Genomic DNA, 26,058 nt, shown 5'->3' on the forward strand with positions numbered 1-26,058 from the left:
GTCGTTGTTGTGGATGAACTTGCACATAGTAATATTCCCAGCTCTAAAAATAAGAAGCGTTATATGGATGTACAAGAATTGTTAGAGGCTGGTATATCCGTATTGTCAGCGTTTAATATTCAACATTTAGAAAGTGTTCATGATATTGTAGCTCAAATTACAAATGTAAAAGTAAGAGAACGAATTCCAGATTTTATTTTACAAAAAGCAAATGAAATTCAGCTTGTCGATGCAACGCCCGAAGTACTTCGGAAGAGGTTAATAGACGGAAAGATATATAAAGAAGAAAAAATTCAGCAAAGCTTACAAAATTTCTTTACGCTTAATAATTTAGGAGCACTCAGGGAATTATCGCTTCGTGAAGTCGCTGACGATATGGACGAGAAAATTAGTCAAACAGTGATAGAACCAATTGGCGTGAAAGAAAAAATTCTCGTTTGTGTACAGTACAGTTCAACAGCAGAGAAATTAATAAGACGGGGCTGGCGCATGGCTGATCGGTTAAACGCTGAATTGTATGTATTAAATGTTGAAAGAGAAAATATAGATTCTCTTTCAGCTGGAAAAAAGCAGACGATTGAAGAGTGGAAGGCGCTCACGAATCAATTTGATGCAAGTTTTGTATTAGAAGAAGCAAAAGGAAGAAAGCCAGCGGATGTTATTATTGAAGTTGCAAAAAGATTACAAGTAACGCAAATTTTACTTGGGCAATCAGCGAGAACGCGATGGGAAGAAATTCGAAAAGGTTCGATTGTGAATGAAATTATGAGACAGACGAAGCATATTGATATTCATATTGTTGCGGATCAACGAGTTTAAAATAGAGACCATCTGTAGGTCTCTATTTTGCTTTTTGTATGGCAGGGAATCGTAGCATTTTCATTGCATATAAGATTATGAGTAGAAACATAATTGCACCTATGAAGAAAATCCAAAAGTAATTTTGATTAAATAAAAGAAATCCACCTATAAGTGGCCCTGTTCCCATACCAAGATAGCGGATGAAGTTGTACATACCGATAGCAGTTGCGCGTTCTTGTATGAATTCTTCCGTTAATAAAGTAGTGTGAGTTGGCATAGAAAGTCCCATACTAAAACCGTACAATGATGTAACGATAATGATAAATGGGATATTAATGCTATATGTGAAAGAGAATAAAGTGACACATATAATATTGAAGAAACTAGTAATGAATAAAGTTTGCTTTGTTGTGAGGCGCTTTTGCAAAAACTTGTAGCAATAACTTCCTAACATAATAGAAAGGGACATCGGTACAAACATAAGACCAATTTCACTTGCAGTTAAGTGAAATAAATTTGTTAAAATGCTCGGTAAAAAAACGAGGAAGCAAAAGTAAATACAAAATTGAATAAAGCCAATAAGAGTAATAGAAAATCCAGTTTTATTTTTTAAGATAAACCAGTAATTCTTTTTGGATTGCGGTTGCTTACTTACAGTTGGTTTTGTTTCTGGAAGTAGTGAAATGTTTATTATTAATAAGAGAATGCCAAGTATAGATAAAAAGAGAAATACGGATACATGGCCGTTTATACTGCCGAGATAACCACCAATGAGGGGGCCAATCGCAGGTGCAAGAGCAAGTAACATTTGATAAAGGCTCATTGCTTCTCCTCGTTCTTTTCCTTCAAACAAATCACCAATAATCGTTGCTGAAACTACAGGTATAGCCGCTATTCCTATAGCTTGAACAGCTCTAAAAAAGAGAAATAAATAAATGTTTGCCGAAAAAGCACATCCGATTGAACCAATTGTACTAATGACTAAACTAGGGATAAGGACAGATTTTCTCCCTTTTGTATCAATTAAAGGTCCATATACGAGCTGCATAATTGCAAGAATGAATGTGAAAAGTGAAACTGTGACATTTACAAGATAAGGAGAAGTATGAAAAGAACCTTGAATCATGGGCAAGATAGGTGTGTAAATATTTTGAGCGAAGGAACCGAGTAAGGCACTAATACAGACAACATATAAAATGAAATGTAGTTTGGATTTTTTCATTGTGTTAACCTCCTTCTTTTTTAGTTTCCTTGGAAACTAAATTTGTTTTAACATGTTTTTCTAACTTGTAAATATGAAAAAATAATTTTAAAATGGTATATAGTTAAATCGTTTCTTTGGAAACTTAGGGGGCGAATAGATTGGATTATACAACGAAACAAATGGAAATACTTTCGGACATTCGTACACTTTTGCATAAAAGAGAAGAACATTTGAAAGGACAAAATGAGAAGTTTCTTCGTGAGACAGGTGTAAGTGGTATGTCTTTATCTGAGTTACATGTAATCGAGTGTATCGGGAAAAATGGTCTGATGAATGTAACTGCTATTACGATAGAAATGGGAATGACGAAGGGCGCCATCTCTAAAGTTTGTACAAAGTTGTTCCAAAAGAAATTCGTTGAGAAGATGCAAATGTTAGACAATCAAAAAGAAATTTTCTTCCGCTTAACGGAAAGCGGAAATGAAATATATAAAGCTCATGATAAATTGCATAAACAAGCTGAAGAAAAGTGGCTGTTACTTTTAGATAGATATACGAAAGAAGAACAAGATTTTATTCAAAGGTTCGTCAAGGATGTTTCCGATCATTTGGAAATATAATTGGAAGAAAAAATTCCGTTTTCTCAAGTCTTTTAAATATAATTTCTGAAAGAACTCATATATAATAGAAACAGATACTTAACATAGTGAATAATTAAAGGGTCAATATATATAGAGGAGAGAGTAACATGCTTGAAAATACAGGGTTAGTATTAGAAGGCGGCGGTATGCGTGGTGTATATACGGGTGGGATATTAGAATACTTTATGGAACAAGATTTATATTTTCCATATGTAATCGGTGTATCAGCTGGTGCTTGTCATGCAGCGTCGTATCTTTCCAGACAAAGAAATAGAAATAAAACAGTAAATATTGATTATGCATCACATCCGAAATATTTATCGTATAAAAACTTATGGAGAAAACGTCAGCTATTTGATATGGATTTTATTTTTCATGAAATTCCAGAAAAGCATGTGCCGTTTGATTTTGAAACATACTTTAATAGCCCAGAGCGTTTCCTTGTAGGAACGACGGATTGTGAAACAGGACAGTCTGTTTATTTTGAAAAAGAAGGAACGAATGATGATGCACTAAATTTATTACAAGCGTCTAGTTCATTGCCGTTCATTGCACCAGTAGTAAATTACCGAGGTAAACAACTGTTAGATGGCGGGATTTCAGATCCAATTCCAGTTCGTAAAGCACAGGAAGATGGATTTAAAAAATCAGTCGTAATTTTAACAAGAAATCACGGTTACGCAAAGAAAAAATCAAGATTTGGGTGGATTGCTGCGAAAGCTTATAAAAAATATCCGAATCTTGTTAACACGATGCTAAATCGTTATGAAGTGTATAATGAAACACTTCACTACATTGAAAAAGAAGAACAAGCGGGTAATTTATTTGTTATTCGTCCAGAAGTACCGCTTCAAGTAGATCGTATGGAAAAAGATACAGCAAAACTACAAAATTTATACGAACAAGGCTATGCAGATGCAAAGAGACAGTTTGCTGATTTGCAAGCGTTTTTGCAAAAATAATGATTAGGCTGTGGAGATGGGATTCTCTGCAGTCTTTTTTATTATTGGTTTCGATACCGAATGTTGGTTATACACGTTTTTTATATTATGGTATAATATGGATAAAGGTGTGTGGAGAGGTGATACATATGAAAAATGTATATAAAGGGCTTAGACATACTGGATTTATCATGATGCTTATTTTTGGTGGTGTATTTTTACTTCGCTGGTTTATTCATGATGAAATGTTATTAGATCAACTTATTGGTTTTAGTGTGGGCATAGTAATGATTATTTCATCAGTTTTCATTCAAAAGTGCAGTAAAGAATTACAGGTAGAAGAAAAGTATTAAATGGTTATAAGCTCCTTCATATTTTGGAGGGACTGTTATAGTTTGAATGATTGTTATAAAAGAAAAGTAGAGCATCGAATTTCGATGCTCTACTTTTTTAATGTGGTAAGAAAATCAATTGATAAGCGAACAAGATTCCAAATACATACACAAGCGGGTGAACAGCACGGAACTTACCTTTTGCCACTTTCATAAGTGGGTATGAAATAAATCCAAGTGCGATACCTGTTGCGATACTTGATGTAAGTGGCATGCTTAAGATTACTAAGAATGCTGGGAATGCTTCATCAAATGCGTCCCAATCGATGTGGCGAACTGAGCCCATCATAAGACTACCAACGATAATTAATGATGGTGCAGTAATAGCGGATACACCAGAAACGGCACTTACTAATGGTCCGAAGAATGCTGCTAGTGCGAATAAAACAGCTACTGTAACAGTTGTTAAACCAGTACGACCACCAGCTGCAACACCAGCAGATGATTCAATGTAAGCTGTTGATGGTGTTGTTCCGAACATAGAACCGATTGTTGCTGAGAATGAGTCAGATAGAAGAGCTCGTCCAGCTTTTGGAAGCTTTCCATCTTTCATAAATCCACCTTGTTGAGCAACGCCAAGTAATGTACCTGTTGTATCGAATAATGTAACAAGGAAGAATGAGAATACAACGCCGTATAATCCGTAGTTAATTACATCAGATACAGCAGTAATTGGATTTGAAACGATAATGCCTTCTGGTAATCCAGGCATTGATGTAACACCGTTTGAGAATGATAATTGTCCCGTGAAGAAAGCGATAATACCAGTTAATAGCATACCGATAAATAGTGCGCCATTTACATTTAAAGACATAAGGACAATTGTAATTCCAAGTCCAGCTAATGCGAGTAGTACTGGAGCAGAGTGAAGATCACCAAGTCCAACTAAATTTGCTTCATTTTTTGTAACGATACCTGTTAAACGTAAACCGATAAAGGCGATGAAAAGGCCGATACCAGCAGTAATTGCATGTTTTAAGTTTTCAGGAATTGCTTCCATTAATTTTGTACGGAAAGATGTGAATGATAACAAAATTAAAATCATACCTGCTACGAATACAGCAGAGAATGCAATTGCGAAAGTCATGCCTTCATGAGCTTTTACAACAGAGTAAGAGAAGTAAGCATTTAATCCCATACCTGGTGCAATTGCGATTGGTAAGTTTGTAAAGATCGCCATAAATAATGTTCCGACAACAGCAGCGATAATTGTTGCTGTAAATGCTTGTTCAAATGGAACACCTGCATCCCCAAGGATAACTGGGTTTACGACAATGATATATGCCATTGTTAAGAAGGTAATAATACCTGCCATAATTTCAGTTTTAATAGAAGTTTTATGTTTTGAAAGGTTAAACATATAAACATCCTTTCTGTTTACGAATAATTTTCACAACAGTTATATATAATATTCGTTTTTTATCTATTTTGCAATAGTTTTGCATAAAAAGTTTACAACAATTCATATTTTGTGTCTTAAATTCGAATATTAATCGTAACTTGATGTGTGAATTTCAGTTTTTATTATGCACATTATAAGAAAAAGGAGTTGAAAGAAGCTATGCCACAGCAAAAAAACTTTATAACAATGCCAGCGCAACATCAAAATAAACAACCTGGTATTGAATCATTAATGAATCCTCTACCACAGTTTGAAGATCCAAATTATAAAGGTAGCGAAAAGTTAAAAGGAAAGAATGTATTAATTACAGGGGGAGATAGTGGAATTGGACGAGCTGTTTCTATCGCTTTTGCGAAAGAGGGAGCAAATATTGCGATTGCGTATTTAGATGAAGATGGAGATGCAAATGAGACGAAGCAACGTGTGGAACAAGAAGGTGTAAAGTGTGTGTTGTTACCAGGTGATTTAAGTGATGAACGGCATTGTAAAGATGTTGTTCAAGAGACCGTCCAGCAGTTAGGTAGTTTGCAGGTCTTGGTAAATAATGTCGCGCAGCAATATCCGCAGCAAGGACTAGAGTATATTACAGCAGAACAGCTAGAAAAGACTTTTCGTATTAATATTTTTTCTTATTTTCACGTTGCGAAAGCTGCACTTTCTCATTTAAAGCAAGGGGATGTCATTATAAATACAGCGTCTATCGTTGCATACGAAGGAAATGAAACGTTAATTGATTATTCCGCAACGAAAGGGGCAATCGTTGCTTTCACAAGATCACTTTCTCAGTCATTAGTGCAAAAAGGGATTCGTGTAAATGGTGTTGCGCCAGGACCGATTTGGACACCACTTATTCCATCGAGCTTTGATGAGAAAAAAGTATCACAGTTTGGAAGCAATGTTCCGATGCAAAGACCGGGCCAGCCATATGAATTAGCACCAGCATACGTATATTTAGCGTCTGATGATTCATCCTATGTTACTGGGCAAATGATACATGTAAATGGGGGCGTTATTGTAAATGGATAGTTTTCATTTATAAGAGCAAAGTAAAGTTAATTCCACTTATTATAGTGGCGCTAGGGGAGGGATATAGATGAAAAAATTATGCTTTGTCATACTATTATTTTTTATCCTACCGGTTAGTGCCTTTGCTAATACAGATCATCTAATATTAGTGAACCTTACGACAAACCAATTATCTTTTTTTGAAAATGGAAATTATACAAAAACATTCCCCGTAACAACTGGAAGAGATCGTACTCCTACACCTGAAGGTAATTTTTGTATTATAACTAAATTTAAAAATAAAGAATATCATCGAAAGAAAATAGCTGGTGGTGCACCGAATAATCCTCTTGGTACGAGATGGCTTGGACTAGATAAAAATGAATATGCGATTCATGGGACAAATCGGGAATGGACAATTGGAAGTAGGGAATCAAATGGCTGTATTCGTATGCATGACAGGGATATACAGTGGTTATATGACCGAGTTCAATTACAGACGAAAGTAATCATTTCTCGGTTTCATACGAGCCCGGAATATGAAGCGAATAAGCTTGGTTATCGTGTTGTGAGCTGGAATGGTCGTAAAGTAGAAGAAGAGCAAATTGGTATGCTTACGTTAGTAGATCGCGTGGATATATATTGGCAAGAACCGAATGGACAGCTAACGAAAGTGAAAATGGTATTGCCAAACGAAAGGTATGCAGTGTACTCAAAACGAAAAGATGGAATATATTATATAGGAAACAATTTGTATATAGTGGATGAAACAGGAGAAAAAATTCGTTATGAGCAAATTCCTTCTTCAGCTTTAAGTAATATATATAAACGAAAATATAATGTTCCGTAATAGGCTACCGTATGATAGACGGTAGCTTATTTCTACTTCGAGTTTAACTGCAACTATTGTATTTTGCTGAATATAATACAGTACAGATAGGGGGCGGTTACATTATGAAAAGTGAATTTGCGTTTAAAGTTTTCTTAGTAACGACCTGTTTATTTATCGTGTATTTGTATGCGTTTCTCGTTTTTTCTTTTTATGTTCCATATGTTGATTTAATATTGTTCTTCGGATTTATTTGGGCGTTTGTTAAGGCGAGAGAAGGGGAGAAGAGTATATATCGGCGCATTACCTTATGCGGGACGGCCGTTCTCGTTATTTTATACTTTTTTATTATGCATGATTTTTGGAGGGGGATGTAAAAAAGCATACGATTAATCGTATGCTTTTTATGTTTAATATTTTGGCTTAAATGTATGACAACAAGTCTCTACACTTGTTGCTACAGAACTTTCTAGCGTTTCGTTCGTTAAAACTGCACTTGTATACGATTCATTTTCAGTTTGACCCGTTTCATCCGCATCTGGCTGAACGATAATCGCACTTGCTTGACAAAAGTTACCTTGTCCCCAAAATGAGCAATTGGAAACAGAGCATCTTACTTCTGGCATAAAACCCCCTCCTTATACATTAGTTTGGAATTTTACGTCCATTTCATGTGTAGAAGGAGTTTCCTTTTCTCGTTATTTTTTCGTTTGTTCGAACCATTCTTTAAACTTTTCTTTTGACTGTTCTCCGCTAATACGGCTTACTTCTTTACCATCTTTAAAATGAATAATTGTCGGTGTTCCTTGGATATTGTATTTATCCCAAGGCTCGTTTAAATTTTCAATATCAATTACTTTCATATCAACATTTAAATCTTTCGCTAAAGGTACAACAATAGGAGAGACCTTTTGGCAATGAACGCAAGAGGTTTGATAGAAGTAAATCGTTTGTTCTTTTTTATCTTCTATATTTTTATTGAGATCTTCAAGAGAAATTTTATTTGAGTAGTAACCTTTTTCATCTGTCGATGCGTTTTTCTTTTCCATTTGAGTTACAGCAAAGATTGCCGCAAATAAGACGATAATAATACCGCCAAATATAAGCATTTTTTTCATTCTTTCATCTCCTTATTTGTTTTTGATGACAATAAAGCTACAAACAGCGATTGTAATAAAGCCGATAAGTGCTAAAAACGGGATTGTCACAAAGCCGAACCAGTTTATGTATTCTCCCGTACATGGTACGCGGCCGCAAGCTGCCCCTGCAGCCGAAAATGCTGCGACTTTTTGAATTGCATAGTGATATAAAGAAATACAAGCACCAATACTTGCGATTGGTAAAGAATAATTTGCGATGCGATAGTCTTTTTTTACTACAGCGATACCGAGCCATAAAACGAATGGATACATGAAAATACGTTGATACCAACAAAGGACACAAGGTTCAAATTTCATGATTTCGGAAAAGTATAGACTTCCTAGTGTAGCGATAAAAGAAGCTCCCCACGCGGTAAATAAAGCATATTCTTGCTTTTTTTCTCGTCCCATATTTTATACCTCTCTTATAATAGTTACATACTAAATTATAGTATGAAGTGGTGCAGAAAAGAAAGAAAAAATATGTTTATCAATAAAAGTTTTATAAAGGGAAACTTTTATTGATATGAACATTTTAAAAAAGCGCTATTCTCCAGAAGAGAATAGCGCTATAGTTTACATTTGAATTTGCTCTACTTCTTCTATATGTGACTTTTGGGATGCGTGGTCAATATATTGAAATAGGAGCTGCAATTGTTTATCAACTTCTGGCAGTTCTTTACTGTATTGATAAGCGTGTAAAAAATGCTCAATACGCTTAGAAAATAATTGATCGTTCGTTTGAACCATGAGAACGAGTAATTTATCCCAATTACAGCAATACGTGTAATAGAGAGCTTTATCATAATCGTTATATGTTTGCACTGTGTACCCTCCTTACCGAGAGTTATATATAGTGTGTGATAAGTAAGGAGAAATACACTTGAAAGAATTTGTTAAGAAAAAAAGTGAATGAAAAAAAACGAGGTGTTTCCTCGTTTTTAAGCTTTTGGCATTGGCGTAGGTGTTGGTTTGCCATAGCCTTCTTTGTATTTATTATCGATATAGTTACGAATTTCAAGTGTTGATTTTCCTTTTTGTTTCATCGAAGCAGATTCAACTGCAATTTCCAGGCAATTGACGCAAGTCGTTGCATGGGAATCCCAAACAACTTCACCATTCTTTTTAATTTCACGAATAAAGCAGTTTTTATTATTTTTATGTCCTACACTTTCACCGCAACCGCAGTAACATGGAATCCAATCTAATAGCTCTGCATTTTGTCCAGCGACAGTGTAGATGTCTTTCATTTGTGGATCAAGCTTGTCTAGGAAGGTAGGAAGTGTGTCGATTCCTTTTGTTTTCTCTTGAATGTCAGCTTGCTGAGTGTGCGATGCGTGGTCGTGCTCTTCTTTTTTTGATTCAGAAGATTTTTGGGCATTTGTACCAGTACTTCCGCATCCAGCAAGAATTAAGCTTAGTACTGCAAGTAAAGAAAATACATATTTTTTCATTCGCTTGTCCCCTTTACAAATGTATTAATCAAATTGTATCAGAGATTACGGTGTATCGGTTGAAGATTTTTTCGACTGATTTTTGAAGCGCCATCGCACTGAATGAAATAGAAATAAAATAGGGATATAAGCGTATACAATATATAAACCAGCTTGAGATAGTACTGTGTTTAATGTGTTTATACTTTCACGGTTTGTGAAAAGTAGAGAAATTGAAAATATGATAAAAATAAAAAACGGTAATGTAAATGTAAACGAAATATGAAAGGAACGCTTCATCGTTTGACATGATGACCAAATAGTTAAGCAAAGGTTTGGCAAAATAATTAAAAACCAAATAAAAATAATAATGTATTCAAAGCGTTGAATAAAAGGAACCTTAATAATTTTTAACATTGTTAAAGTAGGCCAAATAGTACGGTTTAATTGTCCTTCGCTATAATACATAAAGGATACGATGGCTAAAATTACATAAATTAAAGTGCTAAAAGCAATTCCTGCATGGGCCCATCTCTTTAAAGATTTTCCTTTTTCAATAAATGGATAGAAGATAAGAATTGTTTCAAAGCCGAGAAACTCTAATGCAGATTGTTTTGCAGATATAAGCATGTCAGTAGGTGAATGTGTAAAAATAGGTAAAATATTACGGAAATGAGCGTATTTCATTGGATAGATTAAAAAGAATACAACGAAAATAGGAAGAATGACTCCCCAAAAGCATATTCCAGTCACAGAACGAAATCCACCTTTTATAATGTAGTAAGTCACTAATAAAAACATAAGGGTAAGTTTCCATAATTTAATGGTAGGAAAAATCCAAACTTGTATGACTTCCATATATGTACGAAGAACAGTAAGGCAGAATAATAAGCAATAAAGAGTGAAAATGACAGAAAATATAGAGCCAATCCATTTCCCGAAAGTTGTTGTATGAATGCTAATTAAATCTCCATCTTTTTCTAACATTTTTAACATACAAAACAGCACAATATGAGTTGCAATTCCCGCAATAATAAGAGAAATCCAGGCATCATAGCCAGCGTCTTTTAAAATTACGCGTTGATATCCTAGAATTCCTATTCCGATTTGAAGAGAATGCAACAAAATAAATGCAAAATATGGAGAGACAGTCTTTGTTTTATTCATTGTATGCATTGCTTATTTCACCTCACTATTCCCCGATTCCAGATTGAACAATGTTAATATCTAAATTTACATCAATATCTATATTTTGATACATATTTCGAATTTGTTTTATATTCCATTTTCTCGTATGACTTCTAATTTCATCACGTATTCCTAAAGGATCAATTTCCTTTTCTTGAAATTGTTTTATTAACCCTTCACAGTCTTTTTCAACATTTCGCTCAATTTGTTTTTTTATATAATTGATATTTCTTTTTTTTCTTAAATCAATCCAAGTAGGAGAGTTTTTAATTAATCCATCTAATTTTAAATTGATTTTTACTTTTGGTATGTCACCAGTTTGATCTATATCATATTTACTTTTCCCAGCTAAATCTTGTATGACAACCATGCCTTTATGTTTATTCTTTTTTATCGCTGCTTCGTAACGTCCATTTTTCGTAGGATTAAGAAGTAATTTTGTTAAAACAGAATGCCTTTTATCTGTATACATGACCACTTTATCGTCTTTTAAGAAAGCAAGTCCTTTGACAACGACGGAATGATTAGCGTCCGTTTTAATATATGGGACATAGGCATCACATACAGAAGAATAGTAATTATATAAAAAAACGTTCAATGAGGTTTGTGGAATGTTCTCATTTCGTATATTTTGCTCAAGTAAATCAACAATGGATAATGAACCATTTTGTTTTCCACGATTTAAAAGCTCTTCAGCTGATCCATCTACAATTGCTAGTTGTACATCACGCCCGATATTTGGATCACGTTGTAAGTTAGTAATAATTTCTCCCATTCCTCGTTCTCCTAGAGTTTTTCCGAATAGGACGACACGCATTTGACCTACAACAACATTGTGAGGAGATTTCGCATTTAATCGTGAAGCAATAGTTTCAAGTGAACGGGCAGATGTTGATTGGGTTTCTGGTTTAGACTTCACACCATGTGTATACTCTGGAAATAAGATAGTTCCTTGGAATCTTTTGTTTTTTGTGATGTCAAATCCAGCGACATGAATAATACGCTGCGTATCCACTATATACGTTTGTGTACAGCCAGTTTGTAGAAAAAAGAAGATCATGATAAGGTGCAATAAGAGTTTTTTCATTCACCATCACCATCACGTTTTTGCTTCGCTTTGCTTGGATTATAGCGCCATTTAGATTTTGGCCTAAGAAAAGAAGGTCTTTGTGCCGTTTGACTAAATGGTAATCTAAGAAAACCTTCTGCTGTACCTAAACCACGAAATGGATATAAAGGTAATAAATAAGGTGATCCAAGTGATTTTAATTTAATTAAATGAGCTAAAATAAATACAAATCCAACAATAAGCCCTAATCCTCCGAATGCGCCAGCTAAAAGAATAAGCGGAAAGCGTAACAAACGGATCGTAGAAGACATCTTTACAGTCGGTGTTGTGAAAGATGCAAGGGCAGATAAAGCAACTGCAATTAATAAAATTGTACTCGTTAAAGCTGCCTCAACGGATGCTTGACCAATTACAATTCCACCAACAATTCCAATCGTTTGCCCAACTTTTGTCGGTAAACGTGCTCCCGCTTCACGAAGCAATTCGATTGTAATTTCTAAGAAGAGTGCTTCTAGAATAGGCGGGAAAGGTACGTTCGCTCTCGAAAAAATAATAGGGCCTAATAAGTCGGCAGGAATCATTTGATAATGATAAGTTAAAGCCGCTGTATAAATAGCGGAGGAAAAAAGAGAAAATATAGCTCCGAAAAAACGAATAACACGAAAGAACGATCCAATCATCCACGGTAAATAATAGTCTTCTGGTGAAATGAAAAAATCTAGTAATGTTGTCGGTCCGGATAAAGCATAGGGGGAGCCATCTGTTAAAATTAAAACTTCCCCACTAATTAATGCAAATATTGCTCGATCTAATCGTTCTGTAGGTAGTAGAACAGGAAAAGGTGAATTGCTATTATCACTAATAAATTGTTCAATCATGGTCGCATCAAATGGGACATCAAAATCAATATTTTCTAGTCTTTGTATTGCGACGTTGATAAATTGTTCATTTGTAACTCCTTCAATATAAGCAACTGCTACCTTCGTTTTTGACATAGATCCAACGATAATTTCTTTGAAAATGAGTTGCTCTGTTACGATATTTCGGCGTAATAAATGTATATTTGTATCAATATTCTCAACGAAACCAACTTTAGGACCGATTACACTATATTCATTTTCTGTATCGTTATATAACCGTTTTCCTAGAACAGTACTCTCTGCACGAATTAAAGCATATTGATCGGGATTCGAATTGCTTTTTAAACGTATTAATATATATCCACCTAATAATTTTTCGCGAATATCATCAATAGAAGGAGAGGTAATGATGTCTTCAATAGAGACAATATTATATAAATCAGAGATATTTTGAATGTGTTCTGCTTTCTTTTTTATAGGAGTTAAAATAAATTGTTTAATAATAAGTGCTTCCACGACAGATTTATAATAAAACAAGCATAATGTTTCATCTTCAAGTACGTTATAAGAGACAAAATCGCTAGATTCTTTCATGGTTTGTATAAATTCTGGAATAGAACAAATTGTTTTTGTGCTAGTATTTTTTGATTTCTTAGATGATAAACCGAACATTTTCTCACCCCTAACATATATCATTTACTTGTGTTAGTTTTTGGGAAAGACGGGAATTTATACTTGAAAATTGAAAGTTCATAAAGAAAAGGAAGAGTATTGAAAAACTCTTCCTTTTTGGCGTATTAATTTGTTTTCTTTTCCTTAATAGACTTTACTAATTTAATCATTTCTGCTCGTATATCTTCTTTTTTTACGTTTAATTTTTCGGCAATTTGTTTCATATCCATTCCGTCTTTTTTCATTTTTAGCACATCATCAAGGGGAGTATTACTTTTTTGAGAGATGATTGTTAATATCGTGAGCTGACGTAATCCGATATTATATTCTTTCATTTTTTGTTGTAGCCCGTCTGGTGTAGATTTTTGCATATTTGCTAATTCTTGCAGCAGTGCCTTTTTCGTTTCTTTATTCATATGATGCTTTTTCAACTTACTTGGATCTACCCCGAAATGCTCAGCTGTTTTCTCCCAAGATTTATTTTGCTTATAGTAAGCTAAAACGTCCTTAACTTCTTTTTTACTCATTCTTGCAATGTGGGCAGCTTTCCAAATTTCATGTTTGTTATAGCCGAGTTTTTCGAGTGATTGCATTTCTTCTTCTGAAATTGGTTTATGGTGATGCAATGTTACTTCTTTTGGCGTAGCAGCGAAAGTGGGGAAGACGGTTGTACCGAATAATAATGCTGCCATAGTCATACTTACTGCGATTTTTTTGTACATATAAACTCCTCCTAGATAGATGATGTGGAAAACTGTACACATATCATTTCCATAAAATGTGAAATACTTGTGAACAAATCAAGTTTTTTTATTCACAGTATGAAATGAAGTTTTTGGGAGTTTTCCAACATAAAACATTGATTAATAGTAAAAAACTAAGGTATAATCGAAATTGAAAATCAATATCAATAATAAACGTATACATATAGATAAAAATAAGGGAGAGAAAAATATGACTACATATACTTCCATCGCAAATGTGATTAAAGAAAGACGTTCTGTTCGTACATTTACAGATAAAGCAGTAGACAAAGAGTTGTTAATTGAACTATTAAACGATGCAACGTGGGCACCGAACCATAAGCACCGTGAACCATGGAATTGTAAATTATACATTGGAGACGGCCGTCAGAAATTAGTGGACGCAGTATTAAACTCTTTCACAGAAGAAGAAAGAGCGAAACGAGGTAAAATTTTATCTGATCGTTTCTTAAGCACGCCAGCACAAATCGTTGTATATATAAATGAAGACCCACGTCAAATTCAACGTGACGAAGATTACGCTGCAACATGTGCATTTATGCAAAACTTCCAACTTCTTGCTTGGGAACGTGGATTAGGTTGTGTTTGGAAATCAGGTGGATTAAACTACAATCCATTATTTATAGAAGGACTTGGTTTAACTAGAGGTCAACGCATCGTTGGAATTCTTCACCTTGGCTATTTCGATAAAGCGCCAGAAGGAAAAGCTCGTACACCGATTACGGAGAAGATGGAGATTATTGAAGGTTAATAGATGAGACATTCTCGTTTTTGCGAGGGTGTCTTTTTATTATGTAATCAATCCTCATGAAAGCTTGTTCTCAATCATACACTTTCTTAAGGGAAAGTGTAAGGAGGGAAAATAATGAGAGCAAGTGACGATAAAGCACTGCAATATGCGATTGCGGAAATTACGGAAATTGCGACTGGATTTGGGCTTGATTTTTATCCGATGCGATATGAAATATGTCCAGCGGAAATTATTTATACATTTGGTGCATATGGGATGCCGACGCGGTTTTCACATTGGAGTTTTGGGAAACAGTTTTTCAGAATGAAACTACAATACGATTTAGGTCTTAGTAAAATATACGAACTCGTTATTAACTCTGATCCATGTTATGCCTTTTTATTAGATACGAACTCGTTAATTCAAAATAAATTAATCGTAGCGCACGTGTTAGCGCACTGTGATTTCTTTAAAAATAATATTCGTTTTTCAAATACGAAGCGAGATATGGTAGAAAGTATGTCAGCGACAGCTGAACGGGTGAAAGCGTATGAGCATAAGTACGGAAAAGAAGAGGTAGAAACATTTTTAGATGCCGTACTTGCCATTCAAGAGCATATTGATCCGTCGCTCATGCGTCCAAAACTTGCATGGAGTATTGATGATTTAGAAGAGGAAGAAGTAGAAAAGAAAAAGGTATCGCAATACGATGACTTATGGAATTTAGATAATCGAAATAAAAAGCGGGAACGCTCCAATGTGCGTAAAAAGAAGAAAATCCCACCACAACCGGAGAAAGACTTACTTCTCTTTATTGAAGAATATAGCCGTGAGCTAGAAGATTGGCAGCGAGATATATTAACGATGATGCGTGAAGAAATGTTATATTTCTGGCCACAGCTTGAAACGAAGATCATGAACGAAGGCTGGGCATCATACTGGCATCAACGCATACTTCGCGAAATGGACTTAACATCGGATGAAGCAATTGAATTTGCGAAATTAAATGCGGGCGTCGTTCAGCCATCCAAAACAAGCATTAATCCATACTACCTCGGTATTAAAATGTTTGAAGATATTGAGGAGCGCTACAACAACCCGACAGAAGAAATGAAAAGACGAGGTGTCAAACCAGGATCTGGTCGTGACAAAATCTTTGAAGTACGCGAAATCGAATGGGACGTATCGTTTTTAAGAAACTACTTAAATAAAGATCTCGTAATGAGAGAAGATATGTACTTATTCCAGCGTCAAGGAAAAGAATATAAAGTAATAGATAAAGAGTGGGAACATGTACGTGATCAGCTCGTAAATATGCGGACAAATGGTGGTTTCCCGTACTTAGTAGTAGAAGACGGGGACTACTTAAAGAATGGAGAATTGTACATTAAACATAGTTACGAAGGAATTGAGCTCGATTTAAAATACTTAGAAAAGGTATTGCCATATCTTCATCAGCTATGGGGAAGAACGGTGCATATGGAGTCGATCGTAGAGAGTAAGGGTGTTGTGTTTTCTTATGATGGGAAGATGGTGCATCGGAAGTATGTATGACGGAAAGAACGGACATAGAATGCTATGTCTGTTCTTTTTTATTTGGAAAAAGGTAAAATATGCTATTCTTAAACAAAAGGGAGTTACATAGAGAAATGGAGCGATTCAAATGAGCAGAATAGGGGTATGCAAGGTGGATATTACGCCGCCTATAGGTATTGATTTTGTCGGATATCATAGAGAGACAGGAATAAATAATATTGAAGAACGTATTTATGGGACGGTTTTTGTATTTGAAAAAGGTGAAATGAAAACTGTGTTTATAAGTATTGATAATATTGGGATGTTAGTAGAAGATACGAATATGATTCGTGAGCAAGTAGCGAGTGAACTTCATGTGCCGTTTGAGCGAATAACGGTTGTTTATACTCATACGCATTCCGGTCCAGAGACGGTCGGTGATAATCCGCTCGTACAGTCGTATAAAACGATTTTAGTAAATAATGTAGTGCACGGTGCGGTTACTGCGAATAACAACTTGAAGCTATGTGAAGTTGGCTGGGGTGTTACGACAGGTGATATTGGGGTAAACAGAAGAGAGAGAACATCTGATGGAAGAGCAAAGATGGGAACAAATATAGATGGTGTTGTAGATAAACGTATTGGCATGTTAGCAATAAGAAATGCTGAAACGAAGGAGCTATCTGGTATTGTAGTATTTTGTACTGCGCATCCGAATGTTTTAAAAGGTGATAGTGATGTATTATCAGCAGATTATCCTGGAATGACGAGAGAGATTCTTGAGAAAATCGTAAACTGTCCTGTTATGATTGTGCAAGGTGCTGCTGGTAATATGAATGCGAAGTATCGGGGTTCAAAGGAAGCGTTAAAACAAATGACTTACACGCTTAGTGGACATGTATTAACGATGTTACCAACAGTTACATACAGCCCAATTGTAAATTTAAGAACAGTTTCGAGTACGATGCAAATGAAGTTGAAAGATATTCCTGGAATAAATGAGATACGAAGCATGGCTCAATTAGCAGAGAAACAGTGGGGCGTGAATACGGATGAATGGCTTACTATCGTTTTAGAAAAATATAAGCAAGGTATTCGGCAGTTACGTATTGATTTAGAAGTGCAACTGTTTCAAATTAATGATGGTATATTCTCTGGTATACCGATGGAACCTTTTTCAGAGACTGCGTTAGAAATGAAAGAGAGTCTTCAAAATGAACTAGCTTTCTTTGGTGGATATACGAACGGATATATTGGTTACTTACCAACGAAAGAAGAATTCGCATATGGTGGATATGAAGTGGAATTAAGCCCTGTAGTGTATGGACCGGTTACGAATTTATTGATGCCACTGGAGGAAAATACTGCGGAGCTGATTGTGAAGAAGGTTACGGGTTTATGTAATAAAGTAAACCTTTAATGAGACAGATTTTTGAACGCAGAGTAAAGAATATGACTAATTGTGTGATTTTGTTAAGTCAATGTAATTAATAATGATTATCATTATTAATTACATTGACTTCTAAAAAAAGAAAAACTAGAATTTATAAAGGGATCTTCAATTGTTCGCTATCATTTGTATAGGAGGTAAGTTATGTTGGATAGCTTTATTTCTATAAGATGTAGGTTGGCTCTTTATAGTTTTGGTGTTCTTTTTATCTTTTTTTGTACAGTATTTTTAGTGAATCAAAAGGTGTATGCAGAAGATGTACCGTGGACATCAGTTTCCAATGAGGGAGAACGTGTACTTTTTCAAGAACAATCTTTGTATAGTAATGATCGAAGGGGAGAAGATCTTGTTTCACCTTCATTTGAAGGGCGTAAACATGGTGGGGAAGATTGGGGATACTTATTAAGAGACAGTAATTTTAATTATTCATCTAATATCCTTACACATTCTATAATAGGAAGAGATGATCGAATTAGAGTTACTGATACAACTTTGTATCCTTATAGGGCTATAGTACACTTAGTAATTCAATTTAATGGACAAGAGGTTTATGGGTGTACAGGAGCGCTAATTAGTAAAGATACAGTATTTACAGCTGGGCACTGTGTTTACAATAAAAAGCTTGGTGGATGGGCAAAAAATGTTATTGTGACTCCTGGTAGAAATGGAAACCAAGCACCGTATTTGCCTTATAGTTGGACAAAGCTTTATTCAGTAAGTGGATGGACTGATGATGGAGATTCGGAATTTGATTATGGAGCCATTAAATTAAATGGATCTCCTGGAGATTATACAGGTTGGTTAGGATATAGAACTACTAATGTAGAGTCTCCAAAGGGGTTACTTGCAGTAGTTCCAGGGTATCCGTGTGATAAAGTAGGAAATGAAAAATATACTATGTGGACAGATTATGGACCAATTGAAGGCACTAGTCCTAGAATTTTAACATATAAGATGGACACTTATGGATGTCAAAGTGGAGCACCTGTATATCATGACTATTCTCGTACGGGTGTAACAATAATAGCTACCCATACAGTAGGAAGGAATTCTTGGAATTCTGGAAATCGGGTGACAGATGATGTTTTTAATAATCTTAAAAAATGGTCTGAATAAATATAATAAGTTTATATGGATTTTATGTTGTATATTGGTCATTATCATAATGTCTAGTTCTATAGCAAATAATGAAAAGAAGTTTAGTAAGATTGTTAATTCTGTAACTTTTCACGTGAAAAATAAAGAAAAACAGCCAATAAAAGATTTTGAAATTATACTTATGAAAGATGAATCACCTGAGCCGAGTAAAGAAATTGGGATTTCAATAGGGAAAACGGATGAAGAAGGGAAAGTTATTTGGAAGAATGTGAGGAAGGGAAATTATATCGTATTTTTACCAAATAGTGAGACGCAAATAGTTAGGGTTAATGATAGAGATGAAACGAGAGTAATAAATATATTATTGTAGAAAACGAATCCATTTTGAAAAAGAATAATCAAAATGGATTCGTTTTTATATGGAGTTTTTGTTTACCAGACAGGTCGTATATTTGATGATAATTTTCCTGTATTTTCTTTCGTAACGAATGTTGTTAAATCTTCTTTGAGCATTTGCATTCGTTCAGCACCTATGTTTTCAATCCATTGTTGCTCTATTTCAGCTACTATTTTTTCTTTTGCTTTCAATACTGACAAACCACGTTCGGTTAAAACAATGATTTTCCCTCTTTTATCAGTAGGATGTGTTTTGCGTGTAACGTAGCCACTCTTCTCAAGAGAATCCACCATTTTACTTACAGCTTGTTTTGAAACCCCTAAATATTCAGCTAGTTCTATACCCGTTGCTCCATTAGGTAGAATGCGTTTGAACATAAAACCATGTGCTGGCCTAATATCTTCAAATCCCAATTCATTTAATTTGTCATGTAGTTCAGTAATTAATGTGCTAAATGATAATGATAAAAGCGATGTAAGATCTAACTCGTTAAATGTTTGATCCATGTATATAACCTCCGTATTTGTAGTCAATTAAGTTGACTATATATGATACTTATTGTACTATGCATAATATAGTCAATCAAATTGACTATATTATGTTGTAGAACAAATAATGATTTATATAATATAGAATCAATGGAGGTTTCACATGGTTAATATCGTAAAAATTAGAGGGAGTGTATTTGCACCGTATGCATTGCTGAAGCCTATTAAGGATGCTGCAACAGGAAGAGTGTTTGAATACGCTGGAGATGCACGTGAATTTACACCGTACGCTGTAAATACAAAGCGTTCAAGATTGGAACAAGAAGTGATTGTTGATTTTTATAAAAGAGAAATTTTCACATATGCAGATGCTTGCATCGTTACTGTAAAAATTACAAATCCAGATGGCTCAATTGAGTATCAAAAGGGAGAAACAAGTACAGAAAACATCGCATGTACTAATATTGTATGGAGTGAAGATGAAGTTTCATTTGAAATGAGAGCAAGTGCAAGTAATCCGTTAAATGCGGCGGCACCCGCAGCTGATTATTTGTTGGCTATACGAGTTAATAAAAGTGGTACTTTGCATGTTGAAGGTGTACATGATGGTTTCCCTTGCTATGAATTTTATAAACAAGTAGATTTTGGTTCGTTTGAATCAATATATACACATGATTTCAGAGAAACAAATGATACTCCAGCAGCACTAGCTGGAGAAATGGAATATAACTTTAAAACGAAAATATAGCACCATTTTTATGAAGGAAGTAGCCAACATAAAAGAGAAAGGCTTTAATTATGTAGCTGAAATGGTGGATTTTTTATTAAATAATGCAGTATATAAAATTAGAATTATAGAGGTGTTTCTTATGACTAATATCGTAAAAATTAGAGCCAGTGTATTTATTCCAATGTCTTGGACTGAAGCTAAGAAGGATATGGAAACAGGACAAGTAATCCAATTTGAAGGTGATTCACGTGAATTTACACCACATGCGGTAAATACGATGCGCTCTAGAGTGGAGCAAGAGGTAGTAGTGGATTTTTATAAAGAAGAAGTGTTTTCATATGCGAATACGGGTATTACGACAGAGAAGATTACGAATCCAGATGGTTCGGTGAATAAAAGAACTGGAAAAGCGAGTACGGAAAATATTGTGTGTACTGATATCGTATGGAATTCCGGTGGTGTACAATTTAAAATAAGTGCGAGTGCAAGTAATCCATTAAATGTATATGCACCTCCTGTAGATTATGTATTACATGTCTGTGTGAAAAAGGATGGTACTATCGATGTTCAAGGAGAGCATGATGGATTCCCTTGTTTTGAATTTTATAAGCAAGTAGATTTCGGTACATTTAAAGAAATATATACACATGATTTTAGAAAAACGGGCGATACAGCGGCAGCGTTAGGTGGAGAAATGGATTATAGTTTTAACAAGAGTTTATAAGAAGTAAGATAATAATGCAGTGTAGTTGAGAAATGCAAAAGCTAATACAATCAGTAGCTTTTGCATTTTTACTATACCTTAGAAGGTTTCAAAAAATAAAACGCTTTACAATATACCCTTAAGGGTATATGATATTATACAAAGTTACAAAGTAATGTATAATATAGTTATAATTACGGAGGTGGTCTATAGTGGAATACAATCAAGATATGAAAAATAGATTAAAACGTATTGAAGGCCAAGTTCGTGGTGTGCTTCGTATGATGGAAGAAGGAAAAGATTGCCGAGAGGTTATTACACAGTTAACGGCATCTCGTTCTGCACTTGATCGTACAATTGGACTTGTTGTTGGAACAAATCTAGAGCAATGTTTACGTGAGCAGTTTGAAAAAGGTAATGGTTCAAATGAAGAGTTAATTAAAGAAGCTGTTCAATTACTTGTAAAAAGCCGATAATCTGTCAAACGTAAGAGTTGACAGATTTTCAAAAACATTTTAATATACCCCTACAGGTATATGTATATAAATTGTGGAGGAATCGACTATGAGTATAAAAGTGGATATGAGTTTAGATTGTAAAGGTTTGGCTTGTCCGATGCCGATTGTGAAAACAAAGAAGGCGATGGAAGGATTGACGTCAGGACAAGTGATTGAGATTGAGGCAACAGATAAAGGGTCTACAGTAGACATACAAAGCTGGGCGAATAAAGTAGGGCATCAATATATCGGGACGAAACAAGAGGGCGATGTTTTGAGGCATTACGTTAGAAAAGCACATGAACATGAATTGAATGAAGTAGCGAAGTATCCTCTTACAATTACGAATACGGAGTTGGAAGAGATATTATTAAGTGATGAAGAGTGTATTGTATTAGATGTTCGAGAAGCAGCGGAATTCGCTTTTGGTCATATACCATCGGCTGTTTCCGTGCCGTTAGGAGAGTTAGACAGTGCAGCTTTAGATCAGACGAAGCAAATTTATGTTGTTTGCCGAACTGGTAACCGTAGTGATGTAGCTTGCCACATGTTGAAAGAGAAAGGTTATGTAAATGTGAAGAATGTCATTCCAGGCATGTTAGAGTGGCAAGGGAATATAAAGAATTAAAATTTTTTAAATAAAAATATACCTATGGGGGTAATTGGATGAATGTTAAACCGTTACAAGCGAAAGATGTTGCAGAGAAAGTTTTATTCGGAGAGTTGTTTATTTTAGATGTTCGTAATGAGGCGGATTATGAAGATTGGAAAATTGAAGGAAAAGAAGTTACTTCAATGAATGTGCCGTACTTTGATTTATTAGAGGGTGTAGATCATATTGCAAGTGAATTGCCTAAAGATAAAGATGTTTTAGTAGTATGTGCAAAAGAAGGGTCTTCTATATTTGTGGCAGAGCAGTTAACAGAGGCTGGGTTAGAAAATATTTATTATTTAGCTAGTGGTATGAAGGCTTGGAGTGAATATGTAAAGCCTATAAAAGTTGGAGATTTAAAAAATGGCGGAAGTATGTATCAGTTTAACCGCCTTGGAAAAGGTTGTTTATCTTATATGGTCGTTTCAAACGGTGAAGCAGCAGTTATTGATGCAGTAAGAACAGTTGAAGCGTATGAAGAATTTGCGAAAGAGCATGGCGTTACGATTACGAATGTAATGGATACGCATTTACATGCAGACCATATTTCTGGAGGACGTAAGCTAGCGGAAAAAGTCGGTGGTACGTATTGGTTACCGCCAAAAGATGCGGAGGAAGTTGTTTTCTCATACGAACCGCTTGTTGAAGGAACTGTTATTACGGTGGGGGGTACTAAAATTAGAATTGACGCATTATACTCACCGGGGCATACGATTGGAAGTACATCATTTATTGTAGATGATTCCTATTTATTATCAGGCGATATTTTATTTGTGGATTCAATCGGGCGTCCAGATCTTGCTGGGAAGGCTGAAGATTGGGTAAGTGATTTACGTAATACTTTATATAGCCGATATAAAGAGCTATCTCAAAATTTAGTTGTGTTACCAGCTCATTATTCAAAAGTAAGTGAAATGACCGAAAGTGGTATTGTTAGCGCAAAATTAAAAGATTTGTTTGCGAATAATGCAGGGTTAAATATTGAGGATGAGGTAGAGTTCCGTAAAACTGTAACAGAAAACTTACCACCTCAGCCAAATGCATATGAAGAAATCCGTCAAACCAATATGGGTAAAATTCACCCAAGTGTGGATAAAGAGCGTGAAATGGAGATTGGTCCAAATCGTTGTGCAGTGCACGAATAATGAAATAAATAAAAAATGGAGGAATAGATGATGAATGTAAAACAAGTATTAGATGCAACAGGTTTAGCATGTCCAATGCCGATTGTAAGAACGAAGAAAGCGATGGATACTTTACAAACGGGAGAAGTGTTAGAAGTACATGTAACGGATAAAGGGTCTATTAAGGATATTCCAGCATGGGCAAATAAAAGTGGTCATGACATTGTAAAGCATGTAGAAGAAGATGATGTGCTGAAGTTTTGGATTAAGAAGGCGTAGTAGTTTTATAAATATAGAGAGGTTGGTTATATGAATACAATACTAAGTACGCTTTTCATTGTATTTGCTGTAGCATTTGTTATTTCACGTTTTTTACCAGTTAAAGGTGTTCAAAATATAAGTGGAAAACAATTAAAGAATATAGCGGGAAAAAAGGGGAAACAACTTATCGATGTTCGTACAGTAAGTGAATATAGAGGAAATCATATGAAAGGATTTCAAAATATCCCTTTAAATGAGTTAGCTAGTAGAGCAAGTCAGTTAGATAAAAATAAGGAAGTAATCGTTATTTGTCAGAGCGGGATGAGAAGTAAGCAAGCAGCAAAAGTATTAAAGAAATTAGGGTTTCAGCACGTTATCAATGTTTCAGGCGGGATGAATGGTTTGTGAGGAGGAAATGTAAAGTGAAAGAAATGACAGTAAAAGAAGTGGAAGAAAAATTGTTACGTAAAGAAGAAGTAAATATCGTGGACGTACGTGAAGTAGAAGAAGTAGCTGAAGGGAAAATTCCAGAAGCGTGTAATATTCCACTAGGACTATTGGAGTTTCGTATGCATGAGTTGGATAAAAAGAAAGAGTATATCATCGTTTGTCGTTCTGGCGGAAGAAGTGCACGAGCAGTTCAATTTTTAGAGAGCTACGGTTTTCAAGCAATCAATATGGTAGGTGGTATGTTAGCGTGGGAAGGGAAAGTAGAATAGGGTGAAACGATTTTTTATAACAATAAAAATACCCCTATAGGTAATTGGAGGGAAAACAACATGGAACAACAGAAGAAAACAACAATCGTTTTATTTAGCGGGGATTACGATAAAGCGATGGCTGCTTATATTATTGCAAATGGTGCAGCGGCGTATGATCAAGAGGTAACTATATTTCATACTTTTTGGGGATTAAATGCTTTAAGGAAAGATGAGCATGTGAAGGTAAAGAAAACTTTCATCGAAAAAGTATTTGGAAAGATGATGCCGCGTGGTGCTGACAAAATGGGATTATCGAAAATGAATTTTGCCGGTATGGGGCCAAAGATGATGAAAGGTATTATGAAAAAACATAATGCGATGCCTTTACCAGATTTAATAGATTTGGCGAAAGAACAGGGGATTAAACTTGTAGCTTGTCAAATGACAGTAGATTTATTAGGGTTAAAAGAGGAAGAGATTATGGAAGGGGTAGAGTTTGCAGGAGTAGGAGCTTATTTAGCAGATGCTTCGGATGGAAATGTGAACTTATTCATTTAAATCACCTTCTTTTTAGAAGGCGGGGGATATAAGGTGAGTTTAGTCGTATTACTCTTTATAATTGGGTTTATAGGATCGTTTATATCAGGAATGGTTGGAATTGGCGGTGCGATTATTAATTATCCGATGATCTTATACATTCCGGTATTGCTAGGATTTACTGGCTATACTGCACATGAAGTAAGTGGTATTACAGCGGTGCAAGTATTCTTTGCAACTTTTGCAGGGGCATGGGCCTATCGGAAAAGTAATGATATGGATAAAAAGTTAGTTATGTATATGGGAGCTAGTATATTAATAGGAAGTTTCATAGGCAGTTTTGGTGCTAACGTATTAAAGGAACATACGGTCAATGTTGTTTATGCAGCGTTAGCCACAATGGCTGCTATTATGATGTTCGTACCGAAACGAAATAATGGTGATGAAGTAAAATATAATAAATGGTTAGCAAGTTTGTTAGCATTTATTGTAGGAGGCGCATCAGGCATTATAGGTGCTGGAGGTTCGTTCCTTTTAGTTCCGATTATGCTAGTTATTTTAAAATTGCCGATACGTACAACGATAGCAACCTCTATTGCTATTACGTTTATTTCTTCAGTAGGAATTACGACTGGAAAAGTGATAACTGGGCAAGTAGTTGTAGTTCCAGCCCTTATTGTTGCGATTGCAAGTATCTTTGCTGCGCCGCTTGGAGCGCGAGTTGGGAAGAGGATCAATCAAAAAGCACTGCAATATATGTTATCGATTTTGATTGTAGGAACTGCTATTAAGATGTGGGTTGATATGATATCGAAATAAAAGGATGGCGCTGCTT

Annotated in this window: 34 protein-coding genes; 22 read left to right on the forward strand and 12 right to left on the reverse strand. The window is 35.1% G+C overall.

What is annotated here, in order from left to right:
- On the forward strand, positions 1-819 hold an 819-nt coding region (gene kdpDN / locus MR083_RS17330; protein WP_242269644.1), incomplete at its 5' end, for a KdpD-like non-kinase potassium sensor.
- A 22-nt stretch (positions 820-841) separates the two neighbouring features.
- Here the strand turns inward: kdpDN and MR083_RS17335 are convergent.
- Complete coding sequence (locus MR083_RS17335; protein ID WP_242269645.1) at positions 842-2,023, reverse strand: MFS transporter; 1,182 nt, start codon at positions 2,021-2,023, stop codon at positions 842-844.
- A gap of 140 nt (positions 2,024-2,163) precedes the next feature.
- Here MR083_RS17335 and MR083_RS17340 point away from each other — a divergent pair, with 140 nt between their 5' ends.
- The 3 genes from MR083_RS17340 to MR083_RS17350 all read left to right on the forward strand — a co-directional run bounded on the left by MR083_RS17340 (position 2,164) and on the right by MR083_RS17350 (position 3,940).
- Positions 2,164-2,625 (forward strand): MarR family transcriptional regulator, encoded by a 462-nt coding sequence (locus MR083_RS17340; protein ID WP_000386750.1) that lies wholly within the window; start codon positions 2,164-2,166, stop codon positions 2,623-2,625.
- Positions 2,626-2,753: 128 nt separating this feature from the next.
- Complete coding sequence (locus MR083_RS17345; RefSeq protein ID WP_242269646.1) at positions 2,754-3,608, forward strand: patatin-like phospholipase family protein; 855 nt, start codon at positions 2,754-2,756, stop codon at positions 3,606-3,608.
- A 128-nt stretch (positions 3,609-3,736) separates the two neighbouring features.
- A complete protein-coding gene (locus MR083_RS17350; RefSeq protein WP_049113661.1) occupies positions 3,737-3,940 on the forward strand; it encodes a hypothetical protein in 204 nt (67 codons plus the stop codon).
- A gap of 97 nt (positions 3,941-4,037) precedes the next feature.
- Here MR083_RS17350 and MR083_RS17355 read toward each other — a convergent pair whose 3' ends face one another.
- Positions 4,038-5,339: an NCS2 family permease gene (locus MR083_RS17355; protein WP_000482726.1), complete on the reverse strand. Its 1,302-nt coding sequence runs from the start codon at positions 5,337-5,339 to the stop codon at positions 4,038-4,040.
- Between the two features lie 201 nt (positions 5,340-5,540).
- Between MR083_RS17355 and MR083_RS17360 the strand changes: the two genes are divergently transcribed.
- The 3 genes from MR083_RS17360 (at position 5,541) to MR083_RS17370 (ending at position 7,592) form a co-directional block, all read left to right on the forward strand.
- Complete coding sequence (locus tag MR083_RS17360; RefSeq protein WP_016716514.1) at positions 5,541-6,407, forward strand: SDR family oxidoreductase; 867 nt, start codon at positions 5,541-5,543, stop codon at positions 6,405-6,407.
- A gap of 67 nt (positions 6,408-6,474) precedes the next feature.
- Positions 6,475-7,236: a L,D-transpeptidase gene (locus MR083_RS17365; RefSeq protein WP_000732021.1), complete on the forward strand. Its 762-nt coding sequence runs from the start codon at positions 6,475-6,477 to the stop codon at positions 7,234-7,236.
- Positions 7,237-7,340: 104 nt separating this feature from the next.
- A complete protein-coding gene (locus MR083_RS17370) occupies positions 7,341-7,592 on the forward strand; it encodes a hypothetical protein (protein WP_000834195.1) in 252 nt (83 codons plus the stop codon).
- Between the two features lie 33 nt (positions 7,593-7,625).
- Here MR083_RS17370 and MR083_RS17375 read toward each other — a convergent pair whose 3' ends face one another.
- The 9 genes from MR083_RS17375 to MR083_RS17415 form a co-directional block, all read right to left on the reverse strand.
- The gene (locus tag MR083_RS17375) at positions 7,626-7,841 is read right to left on the reverse strand and encodes a DUF1540 domain-containing protein (protein ID WP_001115486.1); all 216 of its coding nucleotides are present in this window, start codon (positions 7,839-7,841) and stop codon (positions 7,626-7,628) included.
- A 72-nt stretch (positions 7,842-7,913) separates the two neighbouring features.
- Positions 7,914-8,333, reverse strand: a complete 420-nt coding sequence (locus MR083_RS17380) for a thioredoxin family protein (protein WP_000738460.1) — start codon at positions 8,331-8,333, stop codon at positions 7,914-7,916.
- A 12-nt stretch (positions 8,334-8,345) separates the two neighbouring features.
- A complete protein-coding gene (locus MR083_RS17385) occupies positions 8,346-8,765 on the reverse strand; it encodes a disulfide formation protein C (RefSeq protein ID WP_000532255.1) in 420 nt (139 codons plus the stop codon).
- A gap of 165 nt (positions 8,766-8,930) precedes the next feature.
- Positions 8,931-9,179, reverse strand: coding sequence for a YhdB family protein (locus MR083_RS17390; protein WP_001195458.1), 249 nt, complete (start codon positions 9,177-9,179; stop codon positions 8,931-8,933).
- Positions 9,180-9,295: 116 nt separating this feature from the next.
- Positions 9,296-9,808 carry a PCYCGC domain-containing protein gene (locus tag MR083_RS17395; RefSeq protein ID WP_242269647.1) on the reverse strand — a complete coding sequence of 171 codons (513 nt, stop codon included), beginning with the start codon at positions 9,806-9,808 and terminating at the stop codon, positions 9,296-9,298.
- A gap of 45 nt (positions 9,809-9,853) precedes the next feature.
- Positions 9,854-10,963: a GerAB/ArcD/ProY family transporter gene (locus tag MR083_RS17400; RefSeq protein WP_000557313.1), complete on the reverse strand. Its 1,110-nt coding sequence runs from the start codon at positions 10,961-10,963 to the stop codon at positions 9,854-9,856.
- A gap of 16 nt (positions 10,964-10,979) precedes the next feature.
- Complete coding sequence (locus tag MR083_RS17405) at positions 10,980-12,062, reverse strand: Ger(x)C family spore germination protein (RefSeq protein ID WP_000734945.1); 1,083 nt, start codon at positions 12,060-12,062, stop codon at positions 10,980-10,982.
- The gene (locus MR083_RS17410; RefSeq protein ID WP_242269648.1) at positions 12,059-13,576 is read right to left on the reverse strand and encodes a spore germination protein; all 1,518 of its coding nucleotides are present in this window, start codon (positions 13,574-13,576) and stop codon (positions 12,059-12,061) included. The genes MR083_RS17405 and MR083_RS17410 overlap by 4 nt, the downstream gene beginning before the upstream one ends.
- A gap of 125 nt (positions 13,577-13,701) precedes the next feature.
- A complete protein-coding gene (locus MR083_RS17415; protein WP_242269649.1) occupies positions 13,702-14,298 on the reverse strand; it encodes a hypothetical protein in 597 nt (198 codons plus the stop codon).
- 232 nt (positions 14,299-14,530) lie between these two features.
- On the opposite strand from MR083_RS17415, the gene MR083_RS17420 reads away from it, so the two are divergent.
- The 5 genes from MR083_RS17420 (at position 14,531) to MR083_RS17440 (ending at position 19,503) form a co-directional block, all read left to right on the forward strand.
- Complete coding sequence (locus MR083_RS17420; RefSeq protein WP_000214805.1) at positions 14,531-15,091, forward strand: nitroreductase family protein; 561 nt, start codon at positions 14,531-14,533, stop codon at positions 15,089-15,091.
- Between the two features lie 114 nt (positions 15,092-15,205).
- Complete coding sequence (gene spoVR, locus MR083_RS17425; RefSeq protein ID WP_001202715.1) at positions 15,206-16,624, forward strand: stage V sporulation protein SpoVR; 1,419 nt, start codon at positions 15,206-15,208, stop codon at positions 16,622-16,624.
- A gap of 109 nt (positions 16,625-16,733) precedes the next feature.
- A complete protein-coding gene (locus MR083_RS17430; RefSeq protein WP_242269650.1) occupies positions 16,734-18,005 on the forward strand; it encodes a neutral/alkaline non-lysosomal ceramidase N-terminal domain-containing protein in 1,272 nt (423 codons plus the stop codon).
- Positions 18,006-18,179: 174 nt separating this feature from the next.
- Positions 18,180-19,151, forward strand: coding sequence for a trypsin-like serine peptidase (locus MR083_RS17435; RefSeq protein ID WP_000887283.1), 972 nt, complete (start codon positions 18,180-18,182; stop codon positions 19,149-19,151).
- The gene (locus MR083_RS17440; protein ID WP_000478580.1) at positions 19,117-19,503 is read left to right on the forward strand and encodes a DUF2606 family protein; all 387 of its coding nucleotides are present in this window, start codon (positions 19,117-19,119) and stop codon (positions 19,501-19,503) included. The genes MR083_RS17435 and MR083_RS17440 overlap by 35 nt, the downstream gene beginning before the upstream one ends.
- Before the next feature lie 62 nt (positions 19,504-19,565).
- Here the strand turns inward: MR083_RS17440 and MR083_RS17445 are convergent, their stop codons facing one another.
- The gene (locus MR083_RS17445) at positions 19,566-20,036 is read right to left on the reverse strand and encodes a MarR family winged helix-turn-helix transcriptional regulator (protein ID WP_000372889.1); all 471 of its coding nucleotides are present in this window, start codon (positions 20,034-20,036) and stop codon (positions 19,566-19,568) included.
- Between the two features lie 145 nt (positions 20,037-20,181).
- On the opposite strand from MR083_RS17445, the gene MR083_RS17450 reads away from it, so the two are divergent.
- The 10 genes from MR083_RS17450 to MR083_RS17495 all read left to right on the forward strand — a co-directional run bounded on the left by MR083_RS17450 (position 20,182) and on the right by MR083_RS17495 (position 26,042).
- Positions 20,182-20,766: a DUF3238 domain-containing protein gene (locus tag MR083_RS17450; RefSeq protein ID WP_000247257.1), complete on the forward strand. Its 585-nt coding sequence runs from the start codon at positions 20,182-20,184 to the stop codon at positions 20,764-20,766.
- Positions 20,767-20,887: 121 nt separating this feature from the next.
- Entirely contained in the window at positions 20,888-21,472 is a 585-nt protein-coding gene (locus tag MR083_RS17455; protein ID WP_242269651.1) for a DUF3238 domain-containing protein, read from the forward strand.
- A gap of 191 nt (positions 21,473-21,663) precedes the next feature.
- On the forward strand, positions 21,664-21,927 hold the full coding sequence (locus tag MR083_RS17460) for a metal-sensitive transcriptional regulator (protein WP_000456204.1): 264 nt from the start codon (positions 21,664-21,666) through the stop codon (positions 21,925-21,927).
- Positions 21,928-22,015: 88 nt separating this feature from the next.
- A complete protein-coding gene (locus tag MR083_RS17465) occupies positions 22,016-22,576 on the forward strand; it encodes a sulfurtransferase TusA family protein (protein WP_000023986.1) in 561 nt (186 codons plus the stop codon).
- 38 nt (positions 22,577-22,614) lie between these two features.
- Entirely contained in the window at positions 22,615-23,745 is a 1,131-nt protein-coding gene (locus MR083_RS17470) for an MBL fold metallo-hydrolase (RefSeq protein ID WP_001101326.1), read from the forward strand.
- A gap of 27 nt (positions 23,746-23,772) precedes the next feature.
- Positions 23,773-24,003: a sulfurtransferase TusA family protein gene (locus MR083_RS17475; RefSeq protein ID WP_016716526.1), complete on the forward strand. Its 231-nt coding sequence runs from the start codon at positions 23,773-23,775 to the stop codon at positions 24,001-24,003.
- 30 nt (positions 24,004-24,033) lie between these two features.
- The gene (locus MR083_RS17480; RefSeq protein ID WP_001092304.1) at positions 24,034-24,393 is read left to right on the forward strand and encodes a rhodanese-like domain-containing protein; all 360 of its coding nucleotides are present in this window, start codon (positions 24,034-24,036) and stop codon (positions 24,391-24,393) included.
- Positions 24,394-24,407: 14 nt separating this feature from the next.
- Positions 24,408-24,704, forward strand: coding sequence for a rhodanese-like domain-containing protein (locus tag MR083_RS17485; RefSeq protein ID WP_000661822.1), 297 nt, complete (start codon positions 24,408-24,410; stop codon positions 24,702-24,704).
- 60 nt (positions 24,705-24,764) lie between these two features.
- Entirely contained in the window at positions 24,765-25,244 is a 480-nt protein-coding gene (locus MR083_RS17490; RefSeq protein WP_000437732.1) for a DsrE/DsrF/DrsH-like family protein, read from the forward strand.
- Between the two features lie 33 nt (positions 25,245-25,277).
- Positions 25,278-26,042 (forward strand): sulfite exporter TauE/SafE family protein, encoded by a 765-nt coding sequence (locus tag MR083_RS17495; protein ID WP_000060720.1) that lies wholly within the window; start codon positions 25,278-25,280, stop codon positions 26,040-26,042.
- Positions 26,043-26,058 lie beyond the last annotated feature (16 nt).

The sequence above is a fragment of the Bacillus cereus group sp. BfR-BA-01408 genome, assembly GCF_022663305.1.
Lineage (GTDB): Bacteria > Bacillota > Bacilli > Bacillales > Bacillaceae_G > Bacillus_A > Bacillus_A pacificus.